Origin of the sequence: Myroides sp. LoEW2-1, assembly GCF_009767705.1 — a bacterium.
In the GTDB taxonomy this organism is placed as follows: domain Bacteria; phylum Bacteroidota; class Bacteroidia; order Flavobacteriales; family Flavobacteriaceae; genus Flavobacterium; species Flavobacterium album_A.
The window spans coordinates 26,020-47,483 of sequence record NZ_WSPP01000190.1; the positions used below are offsets into that span (position 1 = coordinate 26,020).

A 21,464-nucleotide genomic window follows, 5' to 3' on the forward strand; every position below is an offset into this window, starting at 1 on the left:
AGATGCTAAAGAACTGGTTAAAGATTTATTGGTACAATACGATGAAGCACAAGATGTACTTCTTGTTGACAGTGGTAGGATTGGCGATTGGTATTGCGTCAATTACATTGGCATCGTTATATTATTTGGAAGAGAAGAGCTATAATCAATGGAATCCGAATAAGGATGAGGTCTATGTAATTGAGAATTTAGGTAAACGAATGATGTATAGTTCACAACCTTTGACTTTAGGAAGGTATATTCACGATAATTCAGGCGCTGTAGAATCTTATATGTATTATAGATATTATAGATCAGTTACTGTCAATCGCAATGGAAAGTCTTTTGAAGTAAAGAAGGCACTTGATTCACAGAATACCTTTTTTTCATTCTTTCCCTATGATTTTGTCTATGGTAATGCACAGACAGCATTAGTTAATTTGAATGATGTAGCATTAGAAGTGACTTTGGCTGAACGTATATTTGGTCCAGGGGTTAACCCTATTGGACAGGAGATTTTATTCGATGATCAGAACTATATTGTAGCAGGAGTATACGAAATTGGAAAGAAGAGAAGTTCGTTAATGCCTGAATTAGTGACTCATTCGTTAACGCAGGAAGCAATGACTAACAATGATTGGGGATCAGCCAGTACTCCAATGCTTGTTAAAACAAAAGATACTCATAGAGTAAGTGAAATCATCGAAAGTGTGATAGATGACAATCTCTATGCAGGTGCAGCCAAAGATAAAGGAATGAGTTTAGATGAGTATAAGAAAACCGTAATTAGTGATATGCTTACCAGACCTACGTTTTACTCTTTGAAAGATATACATATGATGAATGGCAAATACTTCTTTTCAGAGGCGAGCGCAAATTTGAATTTGCTGTATATAACAATTGGTTTATCTGTTGCTTTACTACTACTCTCGATTTTTAATTATATCAATTTGAGTTTAACCCAAATGATGGAAAGAGGCAAAGAAATAGGAGTACGTAAAGTATTAGGGGCAAAGCGAATGGATATTTATTTACAATGCATTTTTGAGTCGTCCTTAATGGTTCTCACAAGTTTTGTATTGGCTATTTGCGTTATGGAATTACTGTTGCCTTATATCAATATATTCTTGAATGTAAATATTAGTATCTCTTTTATACAGCATATATTTATTATAGTAGCTATTCTGATAGTGGTTATCGTGCTTTGCGGATTTGTCCCTGCTATGTATATCTCAAGACATAAAGCAATCAGTGTGCTGAAGGGGCGTATTGCTAATGATGCAAAGGGTAGCTTAATGCGTAACAGCTTATTGGTTTTGCAGTTTGTTATCGCTTGTTTTTTTATTATAGGCTCTATAATTATTAATAAACAAGTTAATTATATGCTCAACAAAGATCTCGGGTTCAAAGGAGATCAAATTATTTCAGTTCCTTTCTTATCAGAGACAAAATACGATAGCATTCGCTTTGATAAGTACAATAACTTTAAAACGGAAGTACAGAATGTAACTGGTGTAGTTAATGTAACAGCTTCTTCAATGGTTTTTGGTCCATTAGGTGGTAGAAACGTGTTTTCTTTTTTTGAAAAGGGAGAGGACAAATTATTGGTTAGTCGCATTGTTTTAGATTATGATTATCTTGATGTTATGCAGATTAAACTTAAAGAGGGAAGAATGCTCTCAGATCAATTTGCATCAGACAGTATCAATAATGTTTTAGTCAATGAGGCATTTATCGAAATGTTTAATATCAAAGAACCTATTAATTCAGAAATAGTCAGTAATAAAAAGAAATATACAGTAGTAGGAGTTATACAAAACTTTAATTTAAGTGGTGTAGAGAATGGTATTAACCCTCAAGTATTTGCACATCACGAAACTTTTCAGGGTGCTAAGGGACTGTTTGAAGAGGTGTCAATCAAAGTAGAACCAGAGCGAATAGAACAAGTATTGAAGGACATAGAGAAACTATGGCTAAAGTACAATAATGAGAGTAAGATTCCTTTCGATTATGAGTTTGTAGACAAGCAGTTTGCCAAGACTTTTGACCGGGTATTATTAGAACGAAAGATGTTTGGTGTATTGAGCAATATTGTTGTATTCATTGCTTTATTTGGATTGTTTGCTGTATCGTCTTTTACAATAGGAACAAAGCTAAGAGAAGTAGCTATCCGCAAGGTACTTGGAGCTGAGACAACTGGCTTACTAAGACAGTTGTCGTATCAGTATGTTGTTTATTGTTTGGTTGGATTTGGTATAGCAGTATTCCCGAGTTATTACTTTTTAAATAAGTGGTTGGCAAACTATGCTTATCGCATAGAGATTGGATGGGGTGTGTACGTGTATAGTTTATTGTTGATTTTAGGATTGACATTGTTGATTGTTATCAGTCGTGCTTATAAGGCGACAAGAGTAGATGTATTAAAGTATATCAAATACGAATAAAAATGTTAAAGAACTGGTTGAAAATATATTGGTCTAATGTGTTGAAGAATAAAATCTATTTTATTCTGACATTAGTAAGTTTAGGGGTGGGGTTTGCTTCTGTTATACTGTCTTTTGTACATTATAGAGAAGAGGTTTCTTATGATCAAGATAACCCGAATAAAGACAATATCTTCACAGTAGAGTCTATTCTGAATGCAGATACAAGCTGGATGAAGTTGCCTTATCCCTTTGGCTCTAAGCTACAAGAAGAGTCTTCTCATATCGTTGATTATACGTATATGGACAATTATTATGGAGAAGGAAAAATAGCTATAGGAGGAGTGAAAAGAGAGGTAGAGAAGGTAGGTTTTGTAAAGTCTAACTTTTTTAGCTTTTTTCCATCAGAGATTATAAAAGGAGATAGAAGTAATCCATTTAGCGGACCTAATACTGCAGTGATTGCAGAGGAGTATGCAAAGCAATTGTTTGGAGATGAAGATCCAATAGGTAAAACTGTAGTTTGTTATAAAGAAAACTATGTCATTAGTGCTATTTATAAGTTAAAAGAGAGGAGAAGTTCTGTGATGGCTAACATTCTGGTTAATGCAGTAGATCAGTATGAAAAAGAGGGGATAGAACAATGGGGTAACTATAATTCAACTATTTGGTTAAAGTTAGATGATGCTAAGTACACAGCTGAAGTAGAGTGGCTGATAAAAGATATTTTGATTAGGTATGTATATGCGTCATTGGCTCAGGATAAAGGTATGAGTTTAGAGGAGTACATGGTAGAAGAAGAAGGAGTGACCTTGGACGAATTTAGAGCACTAAAGGACAAAGGGTATAAATTACATGTTTTATCAGAACAAAGAATGCAGAAGAGATCTGAATTAAGTGGTACACCTGAAGGGGCAACTAATGTTGGGAGATTAAATATAATTATCGGACTTTCTCTGCTGATATTGATATTATCAGTGTTTAACTATATCAACTTAAGTACTGCTCAGGCAATCAGTCGTACACGAGAAGTAGGAATTAGAAAGACATTAGGTGCGACTAAGAAGAACCTTATTTTTCAAGGGTTATTTGAAGCTTTCATCACATCAGCATTAGCTTGTATTATTGCCTTTGTATTGATTGAATTTACAATACCTTGGTTAAGGGTTTTTCTCAATTCACAGATGGAAGTAGAAGGAGCTTATATATTGCCGTGGTTATTGTTGTTCATGGTATGTGTGATTCTTTTGGTCGGTATCATTCCTGCTTTATTTACTGCGAGTTTTAAAACGTTAGAGGTGCTAAAAGGCGAGGTAAATAAGAGTAAGAAAGGCAAGACATTAAAGAACGTCATGTTAGTCGTGCAGTTTACGGTGGCTTGCTTTTTTATGGTGGGTAGTTATATCGTATATGAGCAGGTGACATATATGATGAATAAGGATCTTGGATTTAAGGGAGATCAAGTTGTCATTATTCCTTATTTATATAAAGGACCTCATGGAGAGAAGCTGAATGTTTATCACTCTCTTAAAGAAGAGATAATGACACTAAATGGGGTTGAAGATATTTCGATTGCTTCTATTGGTATCGGTAGTAATTTCGGTAGTTCATCTAGTTTTTTGTATAAGGGTAATAGGGTACAAGGGATCAATGTAGGAATGGATTATAACTATTTAGATGTATTAGATATTAAAATGAAAGAGGGTAGAAGTTTGTCATCTGAATTTTCCACTGATTCTATCTCTAATATATTGATTAGTGAGCGCACTGCTTACGAGATGAAAGAAGAGAATCCTATAGGAAAAACTATAGAGTGGAACGATAGAAAATTAACTATAGTGGGAGTCGTTAAAGATTTTAATCTATATAATTTGAAAGCCGATTATGCTCCTCTTGTTTTCTTTAGTTTAAAAACCATTTCATGGGTGGGATTAAATAGCAGACAGATTACAGTCAAAGTTAAAGGAGATAATGTTGAAAAAACGATGAATGAAATAGCAAAGATATGGGAGAGAAGAGATGTTTCAGAAGAGCCTTTTAGTTATGAGTTTTTGGATAAAAAGTATGCAAAGACATTTAATAATGTAAAGAAAGAGAAAGACGTTTTTTTAACGCTTAACGCAATTGTTGTGTTTATCGCCTTATTTGGACTGTATAGCTTGGCTTCTTTTAATATTAATAACCGCTTAAAGGAAGTAGCTATTCGCAAAGTATTAGGAGCAAGTGCTTCAAGTTTGCTAATGCAGTTATCGATGCAATATGTAATGATGTGTTTAATAGGATTTGGTATAGCTATATTCCCGAGTTATTACTTTTTGAATAAGTGGTTAAGTGATTATGCTTTTAGAATTGATATCAGTGTCATGCCTTTTGTAGTGAGTCTTTTACTAATTCTCTTATTAACAGGGATAGTTGTTTTTATTAAAGCCTGGTCAGCGACGAAGATCAATGTATTGAAGTACATCAAGTATGAATAACCATAAAACAAATTTAAATATGAAAAAAATAGTCATGTTCTTCTTATTAGTAGGAGGAAGTGTATTTGCACAGTCAAAAGAAACACGTCAAGTGAACGATTTTAGTTCCGTTAAATCTTCACAGGCAATAGAAGTAAACTTTACTTACGGTGAGTCGAAGAGTGTAGTAGTTGAGGTGGAGAAATCTGAGAATATGAAAGATGTAAAGACGGAGGTTACTGCTACAGGAGAATTGCAGATTTATATTGAACAGAAGAAGAAAAACAGAAAGAACTGGGGCTTTAATTCGAGTGAATTTGGCAAAGTAAAAGTAACCGTTAGTAATCCTACTTTAGAAGGAGTAAGAGCATCATCTTCATCTAAGTTTAACTTATTGAACAAGGTTATTGCAAAGTCATTTGACGTGAAGACGAGTAGTTCAGCAAAGTTTACAGGAGCGTTAGTACAAGCTGATAATTTGAATATTGAATGTAGTTCATCTTCTAAAGTGCAAGGTGAGTTTGAAGTGATGAATAAGACTTCTGCAAGCGCTAGCTCTTCTGCGAGTATAGATATCTCTTTAAAGACAAGTGATGTAAGTCTTGGAGTGAGTAGTTCTGCACGAATGAGTTTATCTGGAAAGGCTGATTCAGTGAATGCTACTGCGTCAAGCAGTGGGAATATAAAAGCTGGTGACTTTACGACTAAGGTATTAGAAGGCAAGGCAAGTTCGTCTGGTTCTATGGTGTTTAATGTAACTGATGAGGTATCTGGTAGAGCGAGTTCTTCAGGACGTGTTTTATATACAGGAGGAGCTAAGATAGTGAGTTCAAACACTTCCTCTTCAGGACAAGTGAAAAATATAGATTAATTAAATAAATAAGGATTCTAATGATTAACAACTGGTTTAAGTTATATCTAAGGTATTTCTGGAAGAATAAGTTCTTCACTATTTTAAATGTTCTGGGATTATCTATTGGGGTAACTGCCTTATTATTAGTATTAATATATTGGCATAATGAACATAGTTACAATCAATGGAATCCTTACAAGGATAGAGTATATGAGGTTTATAGTGCGGGGTTTGAAGATGGGGAAATAAGTCCTTGGTTACCTGCTCCTATGGCGACGCAAATTGAGGAGCTTTCAGATGTTGTTGAATCATATACTTTTTTGTGGAACTTCACTCGCAGAAAGAGTATTGTCGTTGGAGATAAGCAAGATTTTATATTTAATATAGCTGATCACCAGGCTTCTTATCTCGATATGTTTCCTTTTCCTGCAGTATATGGGTCTATAAAGAGCTATCAAGATAATAAAGACAATGCTATCGCATTAGAACATCAACAAGCTATTCGCCTATTTGGTGAAGGAGTAGATCCAGTTGGAAAAGAGATTGAATTAGATGGAGGAAAGCATGTTGTTGTTCGTTTAGTTTATCAAATTCCTTCGGCGACGTCTAATGCTCCTAATGCACTTGTATCTTATGGAGCAGAGCAGATGATTAAAGATAATATCAATATTTGGGGTGATTATAATTATAATATCCTGATAAAATTAAAAGAGGGCGTTCAACTCGATATAGTAAAAGACAGAGTCATCAATACACTTTATCAACCTTTCTTAACAAGTTATGCTAAAAGCGAGGGGATTACCGAAGACGAGTACCGTGCGAAGTATCTGAAGGAAGATCAGTACGTGTTTTTTGATTTAGAATCTGCTCATCTTAATCCGAAATCTCAGATATATGGAAGTGGGAGTAATGCAAAGAAAATATTGACGAGTATGTTAGTTGTTTCTTTGTTGTTATTGCTATTGTCTATTTTCAATGCTGTTAACTTAAGCATGGTACAGAGTTTTAAACGTGCAAGAGAAGTAGGTATTCGAAAGGCATTAGGAGGTGCGAGATCAAATATAATCAGTCAATTCGTGTTTGAATCCCTTTTGACAATTCTCATGTCTCTTATAATCGCTTTGTTTTTAGTCGAATTGTTGTTGCCATATTTTAATTTATTAGTAGACAGAGCACTTGTTTTCTATATAAGTGATTTTATAGTTGAATTGTCTATTGTGGTCGTTGTTATACTTTTATTATCAGCTATATTACCTGCTCTTTTCGCCGCATCTTTTAATCCCTTGAAAGTGCTAAAAGGAAACTTTGTAAGAAGTAAATCAGGAGTTGTTATTCGCAATATCTTCTTGGTCTTGCAATTTGTCATTGCCTTCTTCTTTTTGACGATAGCTTTGTTTATGAATAAGCAAATAACCTATCTCATAAATCAAAACCTTGGATTTAAAGGGGAGCAAATTGTAAATATAAAATACGAACTATCGGGCTTCCAAAATCGAGATGAGGTATTTAGGGACTTTAAGGATGACTTTTTAAAGATTCAAGGAGTAGAAGGAGTAACCGCTCATTCTTTTAAAATTGGACAACAAGTAGGAAGTTCTTCTACTAATTTCATTGGAGATGTTTCATTGCATAGTGGTAATATAGTTGTAGATCATAGCTTTTTAGATGTTATGGGAATTCAATTAAAGGAAGGAAGGTTTTTTGATCCAGAGTTACGGACGGATAATAGTGAAAAGGTCTTAGTTAATGAAGCATTTGAGAAGGCATTTAATTTTAAAGAGGGAGTGATTGGCAAAGAGATTCGTTGGAATAATAGAGTATTTCAGATTATTGGTGTTGTCAAGAATTTTAATTTACACGGTTTTAATACGGAAGTATCTCCTCAAACTTATTTCTTAGGTGACTCAGTAGGATGGTTTCATCATCTGTTAGGGACTATATCTGTCAAGCTGAAGACAGATGATGTGCAAGGTACATTATTTCGTATAGAGAAGTTTTGGAAAGATCGCGTAGAGCCAGTATACCCTATGGAATATGGTTTTGCAAATGAACAGTTTGCCAATACGTACCGCCAAGCAACGTATCAAAAAACACTGTTCTTTGTACTAATGAGTATATCTGTATTTACGGCACTTATAGGGCTATTGTCTATTGTGTCGTTCAGTATTGAGAATAGATTAAAAGAAGTTGCTATCCGAAAAGTTATGGGTGCCGATTCGAGAAAGTTGACTGTTGCTTTGTCGAAAAGTTTTATGCTGTACTGTGTACTCGGATTCTGTATCTCTGTGTACCCTGTTTATTTTGCTGTTCAACTCTGGTTAGAAGATTTTGCATACCGTGAAGCGATAACGGCAGTGCCTTTTATAATAGCATTTAGTAGTTTGTTTTTATTATCTATCCTATTAGTGATTTGGAAGGCAAGGAAGGCAACGCGTATTGACGTTTTAAAATATATAAAGTATGAGTAAGAATTGGTGTTTAGTATTGACTATTCTGTTCAGTGTTGTCGGAGTAGCTCAGGAGAAGTGGACTTTGGAGTACTGTGTAGAAAAAGGAAAAGAGAATAGTTTAAAACTAATGGTAGCTGCTTTAGAAACACAAGTTGTAGAGCGTCAGAAACAAAGTGTAGCTTCTTATTATTTGCCCAATATCGGAGTAAATGGCAATCAAGGTTATAATTTTGGGTCAGCAATTGATCCGACGACTAATAGCAGAGTTAGTTCAAATATGGCATCTACTCAGCTTTCTTTGGATGCTAATGTAGAGCTTTTTAACTGGTCTAATATTGTGAAATATCAACAAGAGAGCTTGGCCTTGAATCTGTCAGAACTTTCTGAACAAGAAGTTTTGTTTCACTATCAGAGTTCTTTGCTTCTTCGCTTTTATGAGATATTAGGCTTGCAAGAGTATTTGAAAATTCAAGTAGAACAACTGAAAAATAGTGAGACAAATTACAAGCGCGTATTAAAAGAAGTAGATGCTGGAGCTAAGCCTAATAGTGATTTGTATGACATTGAGTATATTTATAACAGCGAGCAAATAGCAATAGAAAGAACCCAAAATAACCTGTATAATCAAAAGTTACAGTTTTTACATTTCCTCAATGTGAGTGACAGTCAAGTGGAGTTATTTGAATTAGTAAATAACACGGAATCTATTGGACTTTTTACGGATTATTTGTTTAATCCAAGGTTGGAAAAACAACGTTTAAATAGCCTTTTCTTGCAAAAAGAGAAGCAATTGATAAGTTCTCAAAGTTTACCAAAACTTTCTGTAAGTTATCAATATGGATCATTCTATTCAAAACCCTTTAATACAGCTTTAGATGCACAGGTGAATGCCTTCTCTAAGCAGTTAGGCGACAACAAAAGTCACTATGTTGGTATCCGCCTTAGTATTCCTGTTTTTACGGGAGGAACTGTGATTAGGCAGGTGAGAACAAAGAATACTGAAATAGCACTTAACGATTTGAAAATTAAGGAAATTGAGCTTGAATTAAACAACGAAAATACACAGTTAGAACACGAGATTCAGCAATTAAAAACACTGGAGAAAAACTTGATAAAAAGTATTGAAATGTCCGAAAAGTCATTTACGACAACACAAGTGAAATACGAAAATGGCAAGGTAGATATCTTCTCTTTTAATTCAGCAAAAAACCAATTGCTTACTTCTCAATATGCATTGGTGAAGAATAACTTAGATCGTCAATTTTTAGAAAAAAGATTAGCGTTGAATAATAGCAATAAGCTCTGATACTGAGTTTAAAGGCTTATTTGTATTTAGAATATATTAACACTAAAATCTCAATATTTCCTATTATCTTTGCATATAAGTGTTATCATATTAATTTGTTGAAAACTAATCTTATATAATGAAATTAGAGAGAAAAGAGATTCTTAAAGCTTTAGAGACTATATCTGTAGCTGGAGAAGGGAAAAATATGGTTGAAAGTGGTGCAGTAGCTAACGTAATGACTTTCGGAGACGAAGTAGTTGTTGATTTAGTTTTATCTACACCAGCATTACATATCAAGAAAAGAGCTGAAGTAGATGTGATGAAAGCTATTCACGATCACGTCTATGAAAAAGCTAAGGTTAAAGTTAATATCAAGATTGAAGCTCCTGAAAAACCTGAGATCAAAGGAAAAGCAATTCCTGGCATAAAGAATATAGTTGCGATTTCATCAGGTAAAGGTGGTGTGGGTAAATCTACTGTAACTGCTAATCTTGCAGCAACATTGGCTAATATGGGCTTTAACGTGGGGGTATTAGATGCAGATATCTATGGTCCTTCAATGCCTATTATGTTTGACGTTGAAAGTGCAAGACCTATTTCTGTTGAGGTAGATGGTAAATCTAAGATGAAACCTATCAACGCCTATGGAGTAGAAATACTTTCTATTGGATTTTTTACAAAAGGGGATCAAGCTGTTATCTGGAGAGGTCCAATGGCGGCAAAAGCATTGAATCAAATGATTTTTGACGCTGATTGGGGTGAATTAGATTTCTTATTGATAGACTTACCTCCTGGAACTGGAGATATTCACTTATCTATTATGCAGTCATTACCTATAACAGGTGCTGTTGTTGTATCAACACCTCAAGCAGTTGCTTTAGCAGATGCTAAGAAAGGTGTTTCTATGTTTATGTCTGAAAGTATCAATGTACCAGTACTTGGTATCGTTGAAAATATGGCATATTTTACTCCTGCTGAACTACCTGAGAATAAGTATTATATTTTCGGAGAGAACGGTGCGCGTAATTTAGCCAAAGATTTAGACGTTCCTTTCTTAGGAGAAGTACCTATTGTACAAAGCATTCGCGAAGCTGGTGACTTTGGTCGCCCAGCAGCTTTACAAAATGACACGGTAGTAACAAGCGTGTTCGAAGAAGTAACAAGAAATGTTGTAGAACAAGTTGTGAAGAGAAACGAATCTTTGCCTCCTACAGAAGCTATTAAAATAACTACCATGGCTGGTTGTTCAGCAGTAGGTAAAAAATAAGAATTAATCAATTGAAAACTATGGCATCAGAAACTATCAGAGAAAATGTTATGAAGGCGTTAGATGAAATACGCCCATTTTTGCAAACAGACGGAGGAGACATCACTTTAATCGATATTGTTGATGATAAACACGTTAAAGTTCGTTTAGAAGGGGCTTGTACTGCATGTAGCGTAAACCAAATGACTTTAAGCGCTGGTGTTGAAACTACTATTAAAAAGTACGCACCAGAGATTGAATCTGTAGTTAATGTTGGATAATAATATTTAAGGTCAATCAGTTAATAAGGCATTCATGGTGTTTTTTACTGCTGATTGACTTTTATCATTTCTAATAATCACTGCAAAGTTGAACTTTGCACTAAAGTAAACACTACATCATGATCGAGACAGATATAATTATTATTGGAGCTGGGCCAACGGGGCTATTTGCTGTATTCGAAGCAGGGCTTTTAAAATTAAAATGTCATTTAATTGACGGGTTACCACAACCTGGAGGACAATTAACTGAGTTATATCCAAAAAAACCAATCTTTGATATTCCGGGCTATCCTTCTGTAGGAGCAGCGGAATTAATTGACAACTTGATGGAACAAATTAAACAGTTCCAACCTGGCTTTACTTTGAATGAAGTAGCCGAAACAGTTGAAAAATTAGAAGATGGAACTTTCATTGTTACAACTAACAAAGGGACAAAACACCACGGTAAGGCAGTTGCTATTGCTGGAGGATTAGGATCTTTTGAACCACGTAAACCAGAGTTAGAAAACTTAGCTTTTTACGAAGATAAAGGGGTTGAGTATTTCGTTAAAAAACCTGAAATGTTTGCTGGCAAGAAGATTGTTATTGCTGGTGGAGGTGACTCTGCTTTAGATTGGAGTATCTACCTTGCAGATCTTGCTGCGGAAGTACATTTAGTTCACAGACGTAACGAGTTCCGTGGAGCTTTAGATTCAGTAGAAAAAGTACAGGCTTTAAAAGACCAAGGTAAGATTAATATGCTTACTCCAGGTGAAATAGTTGAATTAAAAGGAACGGATAAGTTAGAAGCTGTTGTCGTTGATATCGAAGGAGAAAAACGAGAAATAGCTTGTGACTATTTCATTCCATTGTTTGGTTTAACTCCAAAGTTAGGACCTATTGCAGATTGGGGACTTGAGATAGAAAAGAACGCTATTAAAGTTAATAATGCATTGGACTACCAAACGAATATTCCAGGTATTTACGCTATCGGTGACGTGAATATTTATCCTGGAAAATTAAAACTTATTTTATGTGGATTCCACGAAGCTACTTTAATGTGTCAAAGTGTGTATAATATGTTGAACCCAGGTAAGAAGTTCGTATTGAAATATACTACTGTTTCTGGAATTAATGGCTTTGATGGTACTCGTAAAGAGGCTGAAAAAGCTGTTGTAAAATCTATTGAATAGTTATGGCAGAAGATATTAAACTTACCATTATTGACAGAGATGGAGAAACACATATTGTGGATGCTCCTACTGATATGGGAATGAATGTGATGGAAGTGGTACGTGCATATGAACTTGCTCCAGAAGGTACTATTGGTATTTGTGGAGGTATGGCAATGTGCGCTTCATGTCAATGTTATGTCATCAATGGCGATGAGGTTGAGTTACCTGAAATGAACCCAGATGAGGAGGCTATGCTTTCCGAGGCGTTTAACGTTAAGGATAATAGTCGTTTAGGTTGTCAAATACACATTGAACCAAGTTTAGAAGGATTAGTTGTTCAATTGGCTCCTGAGAGTTAAACTTGTCAACTAAATACACTATACCAAAAAGGGAATTACTTCAAGACGAAGTAATTCCCTTTTTTAGTTTTACCTATTTTAGACCATAAAAAAGCTTCATGTATTCAATGAAGCTTTTTGATATAATTAGAATGAAGTAGGATTATTCTCCTTCCTCAGATGAAATTTCCTTTTTATTAGATTTGCCTGCTTTGCTCTTTAATAGTTTGATGATTACAGGTAGTGTTGTCACTAATACTAAGAACAATACGATATACTCTATATAGTGTTTTAAGTTGATATCATAGCTTTCTAATAACCATACTTGCAAATAGTGCCCAGCGAAGATTAATGTAGTTGCCCACAAGAATGAACTAATCACATTGTAGAACATAAAACGCTTAACATCCATGCGAACAATTCCTGCGATAATTGGAGCAAATGTTCTTACAACAGGTAAGAAACGCGCAAAGATAATTGCTCTACCTCCGTGTCTTTCAAAGAATACTTTTGACTCGTATAAGTATTTCTTTTTGTAAATGAAATTATCTTTTACATTGTAGAGATAATTTCCACTTTTTGCCCCAAACCAGTAGCCAAAGGTATTTCCTAATATACCTGAGATAGCGACAAAAGTGGCAAGTAATGCAACATTGATAAAATCACTGTCAATATTGAAAAGTTCTTGCATTAGAGCAGTACTGTAAATACCTGATAAGAAAAGTAAACTATCTCCAGGTAAAAAGAAACCTGCAAATAACCCTGTCTCTGCAAATACAATAAATAGTACTACATAAATTCCAATTGAATGCCCTGCAATTTGTAAATTGATGTAAAACTCTGGGTTAATCAATTGGGAAATTTGAAATTCTTCCATAGTGTTTTTTTATAGTTTGTCTGTTTTATTCTTCTTGACTGTTTGTTTCAAATTTGTCTATCGCTGCTGTTGATAAACCATTCCCCAATACGTTTGTCATACTACGGCCCATATCGCAAAAATGATCAATTGGCAATATTAAAGCGATTCCTTCAGGTGGTATATTAAACATTGCACAAGTAGCTACAATAACAATCAAAGATGCACGTGGAACTCCTGCAACACCTTTACTTGTAACCATTAGTACTAATAGCATTCCTATCTGTGTTGCTAATGACATTTCTACTTCGTAAATCTGAGCGATGAAGATACTGGCAAATGTTAGATACATCATACTGCCATCCAAATTGAAAGAGTATCCCAAAGGTAATACAAATGACACTACTTTTGGAGAACATCCGTATTCTTTTAAGTTTTCTACTAATTTAGGGAATACAGCTTCACTACTCGTTGTAGAAAAGGCAATTAATAGCGGCTCTTTGATTGCTTTCATTAAGCGCCATACGTCTTTGCCAAGGAAGAAGTATCCGGCAATGATTAAGATAGTCCAAAGAACAATTAGGCCTCCTAAAAATGCAATTAAGAACTTTCCGTAAACCAAGAAGATGGAAAGTCCATTCACTGCGACAATCCCCGCTATAGCTCCTAATACACCTAATGGTGCAGTCCACATCACATAGGTTACCATCTTTAAGACAACTTCAGATATTTTGTCGAATAAGGTTATGATTTGATTACCGCGTTCCCCTAAGGTTGTTAAGGCAATACCAAAGAAAACGGCAAATACTACAATTTGTAAGATCTCATTGTGCGCAAAGGCTTCAAAAACACTCTGAGGTATCAAGTGTTCTATAAATGATTTAAGACTTAAAGCATCAGTTTTAGAAACTAACTCAGTTGCATCTTGCATATTGTCTAAGTCAAACTTTGCATTAACACCGGGTTTGAATAAATTGACTAAAGCAAGTCCAATTGCAAGTGAAAAGAAGGAAGCTGTGATGAACCATGCCATCGCTTTTACTCCTACACGGCCCACCATTTTCATATCCCCCATTTTCGCTATTCCTACAACAAGTGTACAGAATACAAGTGGAGCGATAATCATTTGGATCAGTCGAATAAAAATTGTTCCAAGTAACCTAATGTTATTCGCAAAGACTTCTTTATGTGCTGGGAACTGGTAATAAAAGGTGCATCCCAAAAGTACACCCATGATTAAAGCAATAATAATTGCGATAAAAAGTTTGTTGTTTTTCATCTACAATAAAGATTTGTGCGTGAAAATAGTTATTTTTTTATAATAATATCCTCTTTCACAAAAAAATAACAATAGATAAAAGATGGTTTTGTTGTATTCTTTGTTTCTTTTCTATTTTAATGTCTAACTATTCTTTGTCTATATATTAGATGTTTAACTACTGAAGCATGTGATATAGTTAGTTGTTTCTTGTTTTTATTGACAATTAAGTAATTCTTTTTTGGCTGATTCGCCCCATTTGATTTACAGTTTATTCAGATCCATTTGCTATGGTCTTAACTCAGCTGTTTAGAACTTTTCTTTGACTTCCTGCTTTGCGATTTCCAATTAGAAGACTGTTAAAGAGGCTTATTAAACGGTATAGAAGATTTGATAATTAAAAGAAAAGGCTAAATTTACGGCTTTATAAATCCCTAACTATGAAGAAAATATTTTTGTTTGCCTTGAGTTTAGCAAGTTTAAGCGCGTTTTCACAAGAGGTAATGACTAAAGAATTACTTTGGAAACTAGGACGAGTGTCTCCACTCGGAATTTCGAAAGATGGTAAAAACTTAATTTACAAAGTAGGCTATGCCAATATGGAAGAAGATAAGTTTGATACTACTACTTATCAAATTCCTTTAGCAGGTGGTGTGCCAACTGAGATTACTGAGTATAAAGATTTACTGACAGATAAGAATGTATCTCCTACAGGAGAATATATGCTGTTGGACAAGGCTGTTAAAGTCAATAATGTATTAGGAAAAGATCTGTATCCGAACATGCCTAAGTCGGATGCTTACGTTTTTGATGGATTAGACTATAGACATTGGGATACTTGGAATGATGGTTCTCATAACCACGTTTTTTATGCTCCTATTGGAAAGGAAGATGCAGCTATTGATATTATGCCTAATGAACCTTATGACGCACCACAAAAACCTTTTGGTGGAGATGAAGATTACGTATGGGCTCCTGACGGCAAGAGTATTGTTTACGTAGCAAAGAAGAAGTTCGGTACAGAGTACGCTACAAGTACAAACACAGATTTGTATGAGTATAACTTAGCTACAAAAGTGACGAAGAACTTGACTGAGGCAAATGTTGGTTATGATACGAATCCTACGTTTTCTCCACAAGGATATTTGACTTGGCTGCAAATGAAAAGAGATGGTTATGAAGCAGACAAGAATGACTTAATTGTGCGTTATGAAGGTGGAGATCAAAATCTAACCGCAAATTGGGATGGTACAGTAGGTAGTTACCAATGGAGTAAAGATGGAAGTAAGATATACTTTACTGCTGCTGTTGGTGGAACTATACAGCTTTTTGAAGTTAACTTTCCTGGAAGAAAGCGAATTGCTCCTGTAGTAAGACAAATTACGGATGGTAAGTTTGACGTGACTGGTATTGTTGGCATTGACGGTGATAAAGCAATTGTTACCCGTACAGACTTTAACCATGCAACAGAAGTGTTTTCGTATGATATGAAAAAGAAAACTTGGAATCAAATTACGAAAGTAAACGATGATATTTATTCAAAAATTGCTTTGAGTCACAGTGAAAAAAGAATTGTGAAAACTGTGGATGGAAAAGATATGGTTACCTGGGTAGTTTATCCTCCAAATTTTGATCCGAATAAGAAGTATCCGACATTGCTTTATGCACAAGGAGGACCGCAGTCTGCCTTATCTCAGTTTTATTCTTTCCGTTGGAATTTTCAATTGATGGCTGCAGAGGGATATATTATTGTAGCTCCAAACCGCAGAGGAATGCCTGGTCATGGCGTAGAGTGGAATGAGGCAATTAGCAAAGATTGGGGTGGAAAACCAATGCAAGATTATTTGGCAGCTATAGATGATGTAGCTACCGAAAAGTATGTTGATAAAGAGAGATTAGGTGCTGTAGGAGCGAGCTATGGTGGATATTCAGTGTTTTTCTTAGCAGGTATTCACGAGAATCGCTTTAAGTCTTTTATTTCACACTGTGGAGTATTTGACTTGGTAAGTATGTATGGAACGACTGAAGAAGTGTTCTTCCCTAATTTTGACACTGGAGGTGCATATTGGGAGAAAGACAACAAAGATGCTCAAAATGCTTATGCTAATTTCAATCCAATCAATAATGTTGATAAATGGAATACACCTATCCTTATTATTCAAGGAGGGAAAGATTATCGCGTACCAATTGGACAAGGACAAGAAGCTTTCCAAGCAGCTCAATTGAGAGGGGTAAAGAGTAGATTCTTGTATTTACCAGAGGAGAATCACTGGGTTGTAAGACCACAGAATGCTCAAGTATGGCAAGGTGAGTTCTTCCGTTGGTTGAAAGAAACGTTGTAATAGATAATACATTTTATGGTTAAAAAACAGTGTATCTCTGGTAATGGAGATACACTGTTTTTTTATGTCAATATTTTTATTCTATCAATTTGTTGTAATTGGTTGTTTTGTGTTAAATATGTGATTGAAACACAGTGTGTTGTATGGCAAAAGAGCTCTTTATATTTAAAAAATGCAATAATTGCTTTATTGTTAATAATAAGTGTTAATTAACTTAAATTTGTGTAAAAATTAATTAATATGAAAAAGATAGTTTTTGGTGCTTTTATTGCACTTGCATTTCTTGGAGCATCTTGTAGCTCAGATGACGGAGGTTCTACTGGCAATGGTGAGAACGGTGGAGGGATAACTCCACCAAATAATAAAATAAAGGTAATCGATAAGATTATAATTGACAGTAAGCTTAATGATAGAGGTGAAATAGAAGAAGTAGAAGAAGCTACTGTTGATTTTACCTATGTAGATAAGAAATTACACAGAGTGTCTGATTCAGATAACGATTCTGGCTACAAATTTATCTATGATGATAAAGGGATAGTAAAAGAGGTCGAATCGACTCAACTTGAGTATTTTCCAGGTGGAGATCAGTTAGTAACTACCAAGTATGTTGTGGCAGAAGTTTTAGGTTTAACTCCTTTTAATTTTAGTAAACTGGGTGTTATTAATAGTGTTGATAAAGGGAATGTAGTAGATATGACTTTTTATTCGTATAATGATGAAAATCAAGTTGTCGGTACATATAGCAGTGTTATGAAATATGATGACAAACCTTTTGGAGCATTTCATACCTTGAATACTACTGGAGCCGTTGACCTAAGTAAGAAAACACAGGTTGATTTTGGTAATAATAAGGGAGCTATTATGGGATTAGATTATGCAAATAGGTTACTGCCTTCTAATAATCCTACTTATTTAAAACATACGCTGGTAGAAGGTAAGGAAGAAGTAGAAGTTGTTATTACTTATACCTATGATGCTGATAATTATCCAGTGTCATTTGTTTATAGTATGGAAGAACACTTTGTTGGTGATGAATGGGATAGAGAGGAGAATAAGTACAAGGAAGTAGTTTTTACACAGAAAGTTGATGGTAGTGCTGTAATTATTTATAAAGAGTTATAGTAAGTCTATCATATATTAGATAGAAGAGGTTATTTCCTGCAATGGGAAATAACCTCTTTTTTGTTTAAGACAGGGTTATTTTTCTGTCATTGTGCTGGTTCGTATAAATGGGATATCCCAGTGTTTTTTACTTTTTTTCGAGGTGGTCGGCTTGTGGTCGGCTTGTGATAGGCATATGGTCGGCTTAAAAGTACCATTATTAGCCGATCACTACCCGAACATATAGTAATCATATACATATCAATACAATCAAAGTCGTAAGAGTTAGCGTACCATGCTGGCATGGGGTGTGGATGATGGTAGGGCTATCACATTAGAAAAACAGATTGCGAATTAAGTAACTAAAGTTGCTGTTTTACCTAAAAGTATGACAGAAAAATAGTTTTATGATAGAAAATAAGGCTGTTTAAATCACTTTTTTTATCTTTACGATTCTAACAAACCTAACAATATGTATAGAAATCAATTAAAAGCATGGGTATTTGCTGCTATTTTATCAGCGGGCTTTTCTGTGCAATCTTTTGCACAAGATAATTTAGTGAATGCGTTGAAATACAATGCAAGTGAGAAGAGTAAAGAGTTATATCAATTTACACCTGTAGTTGATATAGAAAATACTACGATTAAAAATCAGGGGTCTTCGGGTACTTGTTGGAGCTATTCTGCAAATTCATTTCTTGAATCAGAGATGATGCGCATGGGTAAGCGTCCTGTTGAGATATCTCAAATCTTCTCAGCGCGTAATGCTTATATTGAAAAGGGAAAAATGTATGTGAAAATGCATGGAGCTGTTACACTTGGTGATGGTGGTGCCTTTCACGATGTAATTAATATGTATAGAAAATATGGGGCGGTGCCTCAGTCTGTCTATGCAGGATTAAACTATGGTACGACTAAGAATAAGTTTGCTGAAATGGCTGCTATTCAAGAGGGAATCCTCAAAGCTGTCGTTTCCAATCCCAATGGGAAACTTACTCCGAACTGGGAAAAAGCTTATGCTGCTGCTATAGATGCTTATCTTGGAGAGGTACCTGAAAAGTTTACTTGGGAAGGTAAAGAATATACTCCTAAAAGTTTTGCAAGTGAAGTAATTGGCCTAAATGCAGATGATTATATTGAAATAGGTTCTGATTTGAACTATCCTTTCTATGAAAAGTTTATTTTATTAGTTCCTGATAACTGGGCATTTGATCAAGTGTATAATGTACCGATGCAGGAGCTAACAGAGATCATCGATCACGCAGTGAATAATGGTTTTACTGTAGCATGGGCTGGTGATGTGAGTGAGAAATATTTTAGCTGGAAAAATGGTGTAGCTTTCGTTCCTGAAAAGGATTGGGAGGATATGTCTGCTGAAGAGAAAGAAGAAATGTTTAACGGGCCAAAACCAGAGAGAAAAGTTACTCCTGAGATGCGTCAAGAGGCATTCGATAACTATACGACTACAGATGATCACGGGATGCACATCGTAGGTATCGCTAAAGATCAAAAAGGTAGAGAGTACTATATCATCAAGAACTCTTGGGGAACTACGAATGACTATAAAGGATATATGTATATGAGTAAAGAGTTCGTGAAGTATAAAACGACGGATATCATGATCCATAAAGATGGTATCCCTAAGGGAATAGCTAAAAAAATGAAATTGTAAATAGAAATTAAAAAATTGTTATGGAAAAATTTGCTGGAGGATTAGAAAATATGATAACTAATATTATGGGAGCTCTACCTAAAATTGGGGTAGGAATTCTAATATTAATTATTGGAGGGTTTATAGTTAAAGCTGTTTTAAGAGGTTTACGCCATCGATTTGAAAAGCGTGATATGGAGAAGTCTCTTAGAGGTTTCTTGTTGAGTATTATACAGGCGATATTGTATATACTATTACTGTTGACTGCTGCTAATACTATGGGAATTGAGATATCTTCATTCTTAGCGATATTTGCTTCTGCAGGTTTAGCTATTGGTCTAGCACTTCAGGGGAGTTTATCTAACTTTGCTGGAGGGGTGTTGATCTTGTTGTTTAAGCCTTTTAAAGTAGGAGAGTATATCTCTAACACTGGGGGAGTAGAAGGAACAGTTGAGAAAATAGACCTGCTTTATACTACGATAACTGGAGCTACAGGATTAAAGATCTATTGTCCAAACGGGCCGTTGGCTAACTCGGTAATTACTAATTATAGTGATATTACTTCTCGTCGTTATGACTTCGTAGTAGGTATCTCGTATGATGCTAATATTAAGACAGCACAGAATGTTATCCAAGAGGCTCTTGCCAAACATGAAGCAGTCAAACAAGATCCGAAGCCTATCATTTTTGTGAACAGTTTAGCGGATAGCTCTGTAAACTTAAATGTACGTGTATGGATGGATAAAGCTAATTACTGGGATACCGTATTCGTGATACAGCAGATAGTTAAAAATGCTTTAGATGAGGCAAATATCGAGATTCCATTTCCACAAAGAGATTTGCATATTATATCAGATAATACAAAGTAGGATAAATTCATAATAAGTTATAGGCCTCGTACATTTATTGTACGGGGCCTTTCTGTTTCATATTCAATAGATTGCTAATATTAATAGCAATACAAATAATAGCTTTTGCTATATTATGGGTAAATTTGATAAAAATTAAAGGTTATGAAACAGACTGTATATATCTATTTGTTTGAAGGATATTCGGATTGGGAAATATCTTTTCTACTTCCTGAACTCAGAAAATTGAATCAATTCAAGATTGAGTTTGTATCTGATTGCAGGCAAAAGGTGGTTTCTATGGGGGGATTGGAAGTTACTCCTACGAAAAGTTTAAGGGACATCGCATGGAATCGCGTTGCTGCTTTTATTATTCCTGGTGGTCATTTATGGGAGAGCAATCGCAGGACAAAAACGAAATTGTTTAGTTACTTAAATCAAGTGGTTGAAAGTCAGTGTGTCATCGCTTCAATTTGCAGTGCGACATTGTTGTTGGCAAGTGTCGGTTTGTTAGACAATAAATTACATACGAGTAATTCGCTTGAGTATTTACAGGAGCAAGCATCGATGTATAAAGGCGAGCTACTATATATTGATCAACCTGTCGTTTTTGATGATGGCGTGATTACAGCTAATGGGATTTCTCCTATTGAGTTTACAAAGGAAATATTGTTAGTTTTAAATGTCGATAAATATTACGTTGAGCAATGGTATCAATTGTTTAAGCACGGTGTTTGGAGTGAGGCTTCTTGAGTAACTCCGTCTGTGTAGTTGTATTTTGTTATGGTTTGTGCTTTAGATGTGCAGCTACAATTCGCTTGCTATTTGTAATGAATGTGAAATGACTTTATCTATATAGATATATTTGTTGTTGATTAATTTCATAGATAGAGTATACATATAACAGAGGGGGGCTTCAAGCCCCCCTCTGTTATTTAAT

Annotated in this window: 16 protein-coding genes; 14 read left to right on the top strand and 2 right to left on the bottom strand. The window is 35.0% G+C overall.

Annotation, left to right across the window (positions count from 1 at the left end; all coding sequences use genetic code 11):
- Window positions 1-2: 2 nt before the first annotated feature.
- The 9 genes from GOQ24_RS11515 to GOQ24_RS11555 all read left to right on the top strand — a co-directional run bounded on the left by GOQ24_RS11515 (window position 3) and on the right by GOQ24_RS11555 (window position 12,489).
- On the top strand, window positions 3-2,423 hold the full coding sequence (locus tag GOQ24_RS11515) for an ABC transporter permease (RefSeq protein WP_160339750.1): 2,421 nt from the start codon (window positions 3-5) through the stop codon (window positions 2,421-2,423).
- A 2-nt stretch (window positions 2,424-2,425) separates the two neighbouring features.
- Window positions 2,426-4,879 carry an ABC transporter permease gene (locus GOQ24_RS11520; protein WP_160339751.1) on the top strand — a complete coding sequence of 818 codons (2,454 nt, stop codon included), beginning with the start codon at window positions 2,426-2,428 and terminating at the stop codon, window positions 4,877-4,879.
- Window positions 4,880-4,898: 19 nt separating this feature from the next.
- Window positions 4,899-5,729, top strand: coding sequence for a GIN domain-containing protein (locus GOQ24_RS11525; RefSeq protein ID WP_160339752.1), 831 nt, complete (start codon window positions 4,899-4,901; stop codon window positions 5,727-5,729).
- Between the two features lie 20 nt (window positions 5,730-5,749).
- Window positions 5,750-8,179 (top strand): ABC transporter permease, encoded by a 2,430-nt coding sequence (locus GOQ24_RS11530; RefSeq protein ID WP_160339753.1) that lies wholly within the window; start codon window positions 5,750-5,752, stop codon window positions 8,177-8,179.
- The gene (locus GOQ24_RS11535) at window positions 8,172-9,467 is read left to right on the top strand and encodes a TolC family protein (protein WP_160339754.1); all 1,296 of its coding nucleotides are present in this window, start codon (window positions 8,172-8,174) and stop codon (window positions 9,465-9,467) included. Before GOQ24_RS11530 ends, GOQ24_RS11535 begins: the two co-directional genes overlap by 8 nt.
- Before the next feature lie 118 nt (window positions 9,468-9,585).
- The gene (locus GOQ24_RS11540; RefSeq protein ID WP_160339755.1) at window positions 9,586-10,716 is read left to right on the top strand and encodes an Mrp/NBP35 family ATP-binding protein; all 1,131 of its coding nucleotides are present in this window, start codon (window positions 9,586-9,588) and stop codon (window positions 10,714-10,716) included.
- Window positions 10,717-10,736: 20 nt separating this feature from the next.
- Window positions 10,737-10,976, top strand: coding sequence for a NifU family protein (locus GOQ24_RS11545; RefSeq protein ID WP_155092689.1), 240 nt, complete (start codon window positions 10,737-10,739; stop codon window positions 10,974-10,976).
- 119 nt (window positions 10,977-11,095) lie between these two features.
- Window positions 11,096-12,148 (top strand): NAD(P)/FAD-dependent oxidoreductase, encoded by a 1,053-nt coding sequence (locus GOQ24_RS11550; protein WP_155092690.1) that lies wholly within the window; start codon window positions 11,096-11,098, stop codon window positions 12,146-12,148.
- Window positions 12,149-12,150: 2 nt separating this feature from the next.
- The gene (locus tag GOQ24_RS11555) at window positions 12,151-12,489 is read left to right on the top strand and encodes a 2Fe-2S iron-sulfur cluster-binding protein (protein ID WP_155092691.1); all 339 of its coding nucleotides are present in this window, start codon (window positions 12,151-12,153) and stop codon (window positions 12,487-12,489) included.
- 142 nt (window positions 12,490-12,631) lie between these two features.
- Here the strand turns inward: GOQ24_RS11555 and GOQ24_RS11560 are convergent, their stop codons facing one another.
- Both GOQ24_RS11560 and GOQ24_RS11565 read right to left on the bottom strand, forming a co-directional pair.
- On the bottom strand, window positions 12,632-13,345 hold the full coding sequence (locus tag GOQ24_RS11560; protein WP_160339756.1) for a DedA family protein: 714 nt from the start codon (window positions 13,343-13,345) through the stop codon (window positions 12,632-12,634).
- Between the two features lie 25 nt (window positions 13,346-13,370).
- Window positions 13,371-14,603 carry a dicarboxylate/amino acid:cation symporter gene (locus GOQ24_RS11565; RefSeq protein ID WP_155092693.1) on the bottom strand — a complete coding sequence of 411 codons (1,233 nt, stop codon included), beginning with the start codon at window positions 14,601-14,603 and terminating at the stop codon, window positions 13,371-13,373.
- Window positions 14,604-15,022: 419 nt separating this feature from the next.
- Between GOQ24_RS11565 and GOQ24_RS11570 the strand changes: the two genes are divergently transcribed.
- From GOQ24_RS11570 to GOQ24_RS11590, 5 genes are all read left to right on the top strand, one after another.
- Window positions 15,023-16,924, top strand: coding sequence for a S9 family peptidase (locus GOQ24_RS11570; protein WP_160339757.1), 1,902 nt, complete (start codon window positions 15,023-15,025; stop codon window positions 16,922-16,924).
- 240 nt (window positions 16,925-17,164) lie between these two features.
- The gene (locus GOQ24_RS11575; RefSeq protein WP_160339758.1) at window positions 17,165-18,046 is read left to right on the top strand and encodes a hypothetical protein; all 882 of its coding nucleotides are present in this window, start codon (window positions 17,165-17,167) and stop codon (window positions 18,044-18,046) included.
- 451 nt (window positions 18,047-18,497) lie between these two features.
- Window positions 18,498-19,697, top strand: coding sequence for an aminopeptidase C (locus GOQ24_RS11580; RefSeq protein WP_160339759.1), 1,200 nt, complete (start codon window positions 18,498-18,500; stop codon window positions 19,695-19,697).
- Between the two features lie 20 nt (window positions 19,698-19,717).
- Window positions 19,718-20,545, top strand: a complete 828-nt coding sequence (locus GOQ24_RS11585; protein ID WP_160339760.1) for a mechanosensitive ion channel family protein — start codon at window positions 19,718-19,720, stop codon at window positions 20,543-20,545.
- 144 nt (window positions 20,546-20,689) lie between these two features.
- A complete protein-coding gene (locus GOQ24_RS11590; protein ID WP_155092698.1) occupies window positions 20,690-21,277 on the top strand; it encodes a DJ-1/PfpI family protein in 588 nt (195 codons plus the stop codon).
- The last annotated feature ends 187 nt before the right edge of the window (window positions 21,278-21,464 follow it).

Coding starts and splice junctions, on each gene's coding strand:
- GOQ24_RS11515 (WP_160339750.1), top strand. CDS start 3: ATGCTAAAGAACTGGTTAAAGATTTATTGGTACAATACGATGAAGCAC.
- GOQ24_RS11520 (WP_160339751.1), top strand. CDS start 2,426: ATGTTAAAGAACTGGTTGAAAATATATTGGTCTAATGTGTTGAAGAAT.
- GOQ24_RS11525 (WP_160339752.1), top strand. CDS start 4,899: ATGAAAAAAATAGTCATGTTCTTCTTATTAGTAGGAGGAAGTGTATTT.
- GOQ24_RS11530 (WP_160339753.1), top strand. CDS start 5,750: ATGATTAACAACTGGTTTAAGTTATATCTAAGGTATTTCTGGAAGAAT.
- GOQ24_RS11535 (WP_160339754.1), top strand. CDS start 8,172: ATGAGTAAGAATTGGTGTTTAGTATTGACTATTCTGTTCAGTGTTGTC.
- GOQ24_RS11540 (WP_160339755.1), top strand. CDS start 9,586: ATGAAATTAGAGAGAAAAGAGATTCTTAAAGCTTTAGAGACTATATCT.
- GOQ24_RS11545 (WP_155092689.1), top strand. CDS start 10,737: ATGGCATCAGAAACTATCAGAGAAAATGTTATGAAGGCGTTAGATGAA.
- GOQ24_RS11550 (WP_155092690.1), top strand. CDS start 11,096: ATGATCGAGACAGATATAATTATTATTGGAGCTGGGCCAACGGGGCTA.
- GOQ24_RS11555 (WP_155092691.1), top strand. CDS start 12,151: ATGGCAGAAGATATTAAACTTACCATTATTGACAGAGATGGAGAAACA.
- GOQ24_RS11560 (WP_160339756.1), bottom strand. CDS start 13,345: ATGGAAGAATTTCAAATTTCCCAATTGATTAACCCAGAGTTTTACATC.
- GOQ24_RS11565 (WP_155092693.1), bottom strand. CDS start 14,603: ATGAAAAACAACAAACTTTTTATCGCAATTATTATTGCTTTAATCATG.
- GOQ24_RS11570 (WP_160339757.1), top strand. CDS start 15,023: ATGAAGAAAATATTTTTGTTTGCCTTGAGTTTAGCAAGTTTAAGCGCG.
- GOQ24_RS11575 (WP_160339758.1), top strand. CDS start 17,165: ATGAAAAAGATAGTTTTTGGTGCTTTTATTGCACTTGCATTTCTTGGA.
- GOQ24_RS11580 (WP_160339759.1), top strand. CDS start 18,498: ATGTATAGAAATCAATTAAAAGCATGGGTATTTGCTGCTATTTTATCA.
- GOQ24_RS11585 (WP_160339760.1), top strand. CDS start 19,718: ATGGAAAAATTTGCTGGAGGATTAGAAAATATGATAACTAATATTATG.
- GOQ24_RS11590 (WP_155092698.1), top strand. CDS start 20,690: ATGAAACAGACTGTATATATCTATTTGTTTGAAGGATATTCGGATTGG.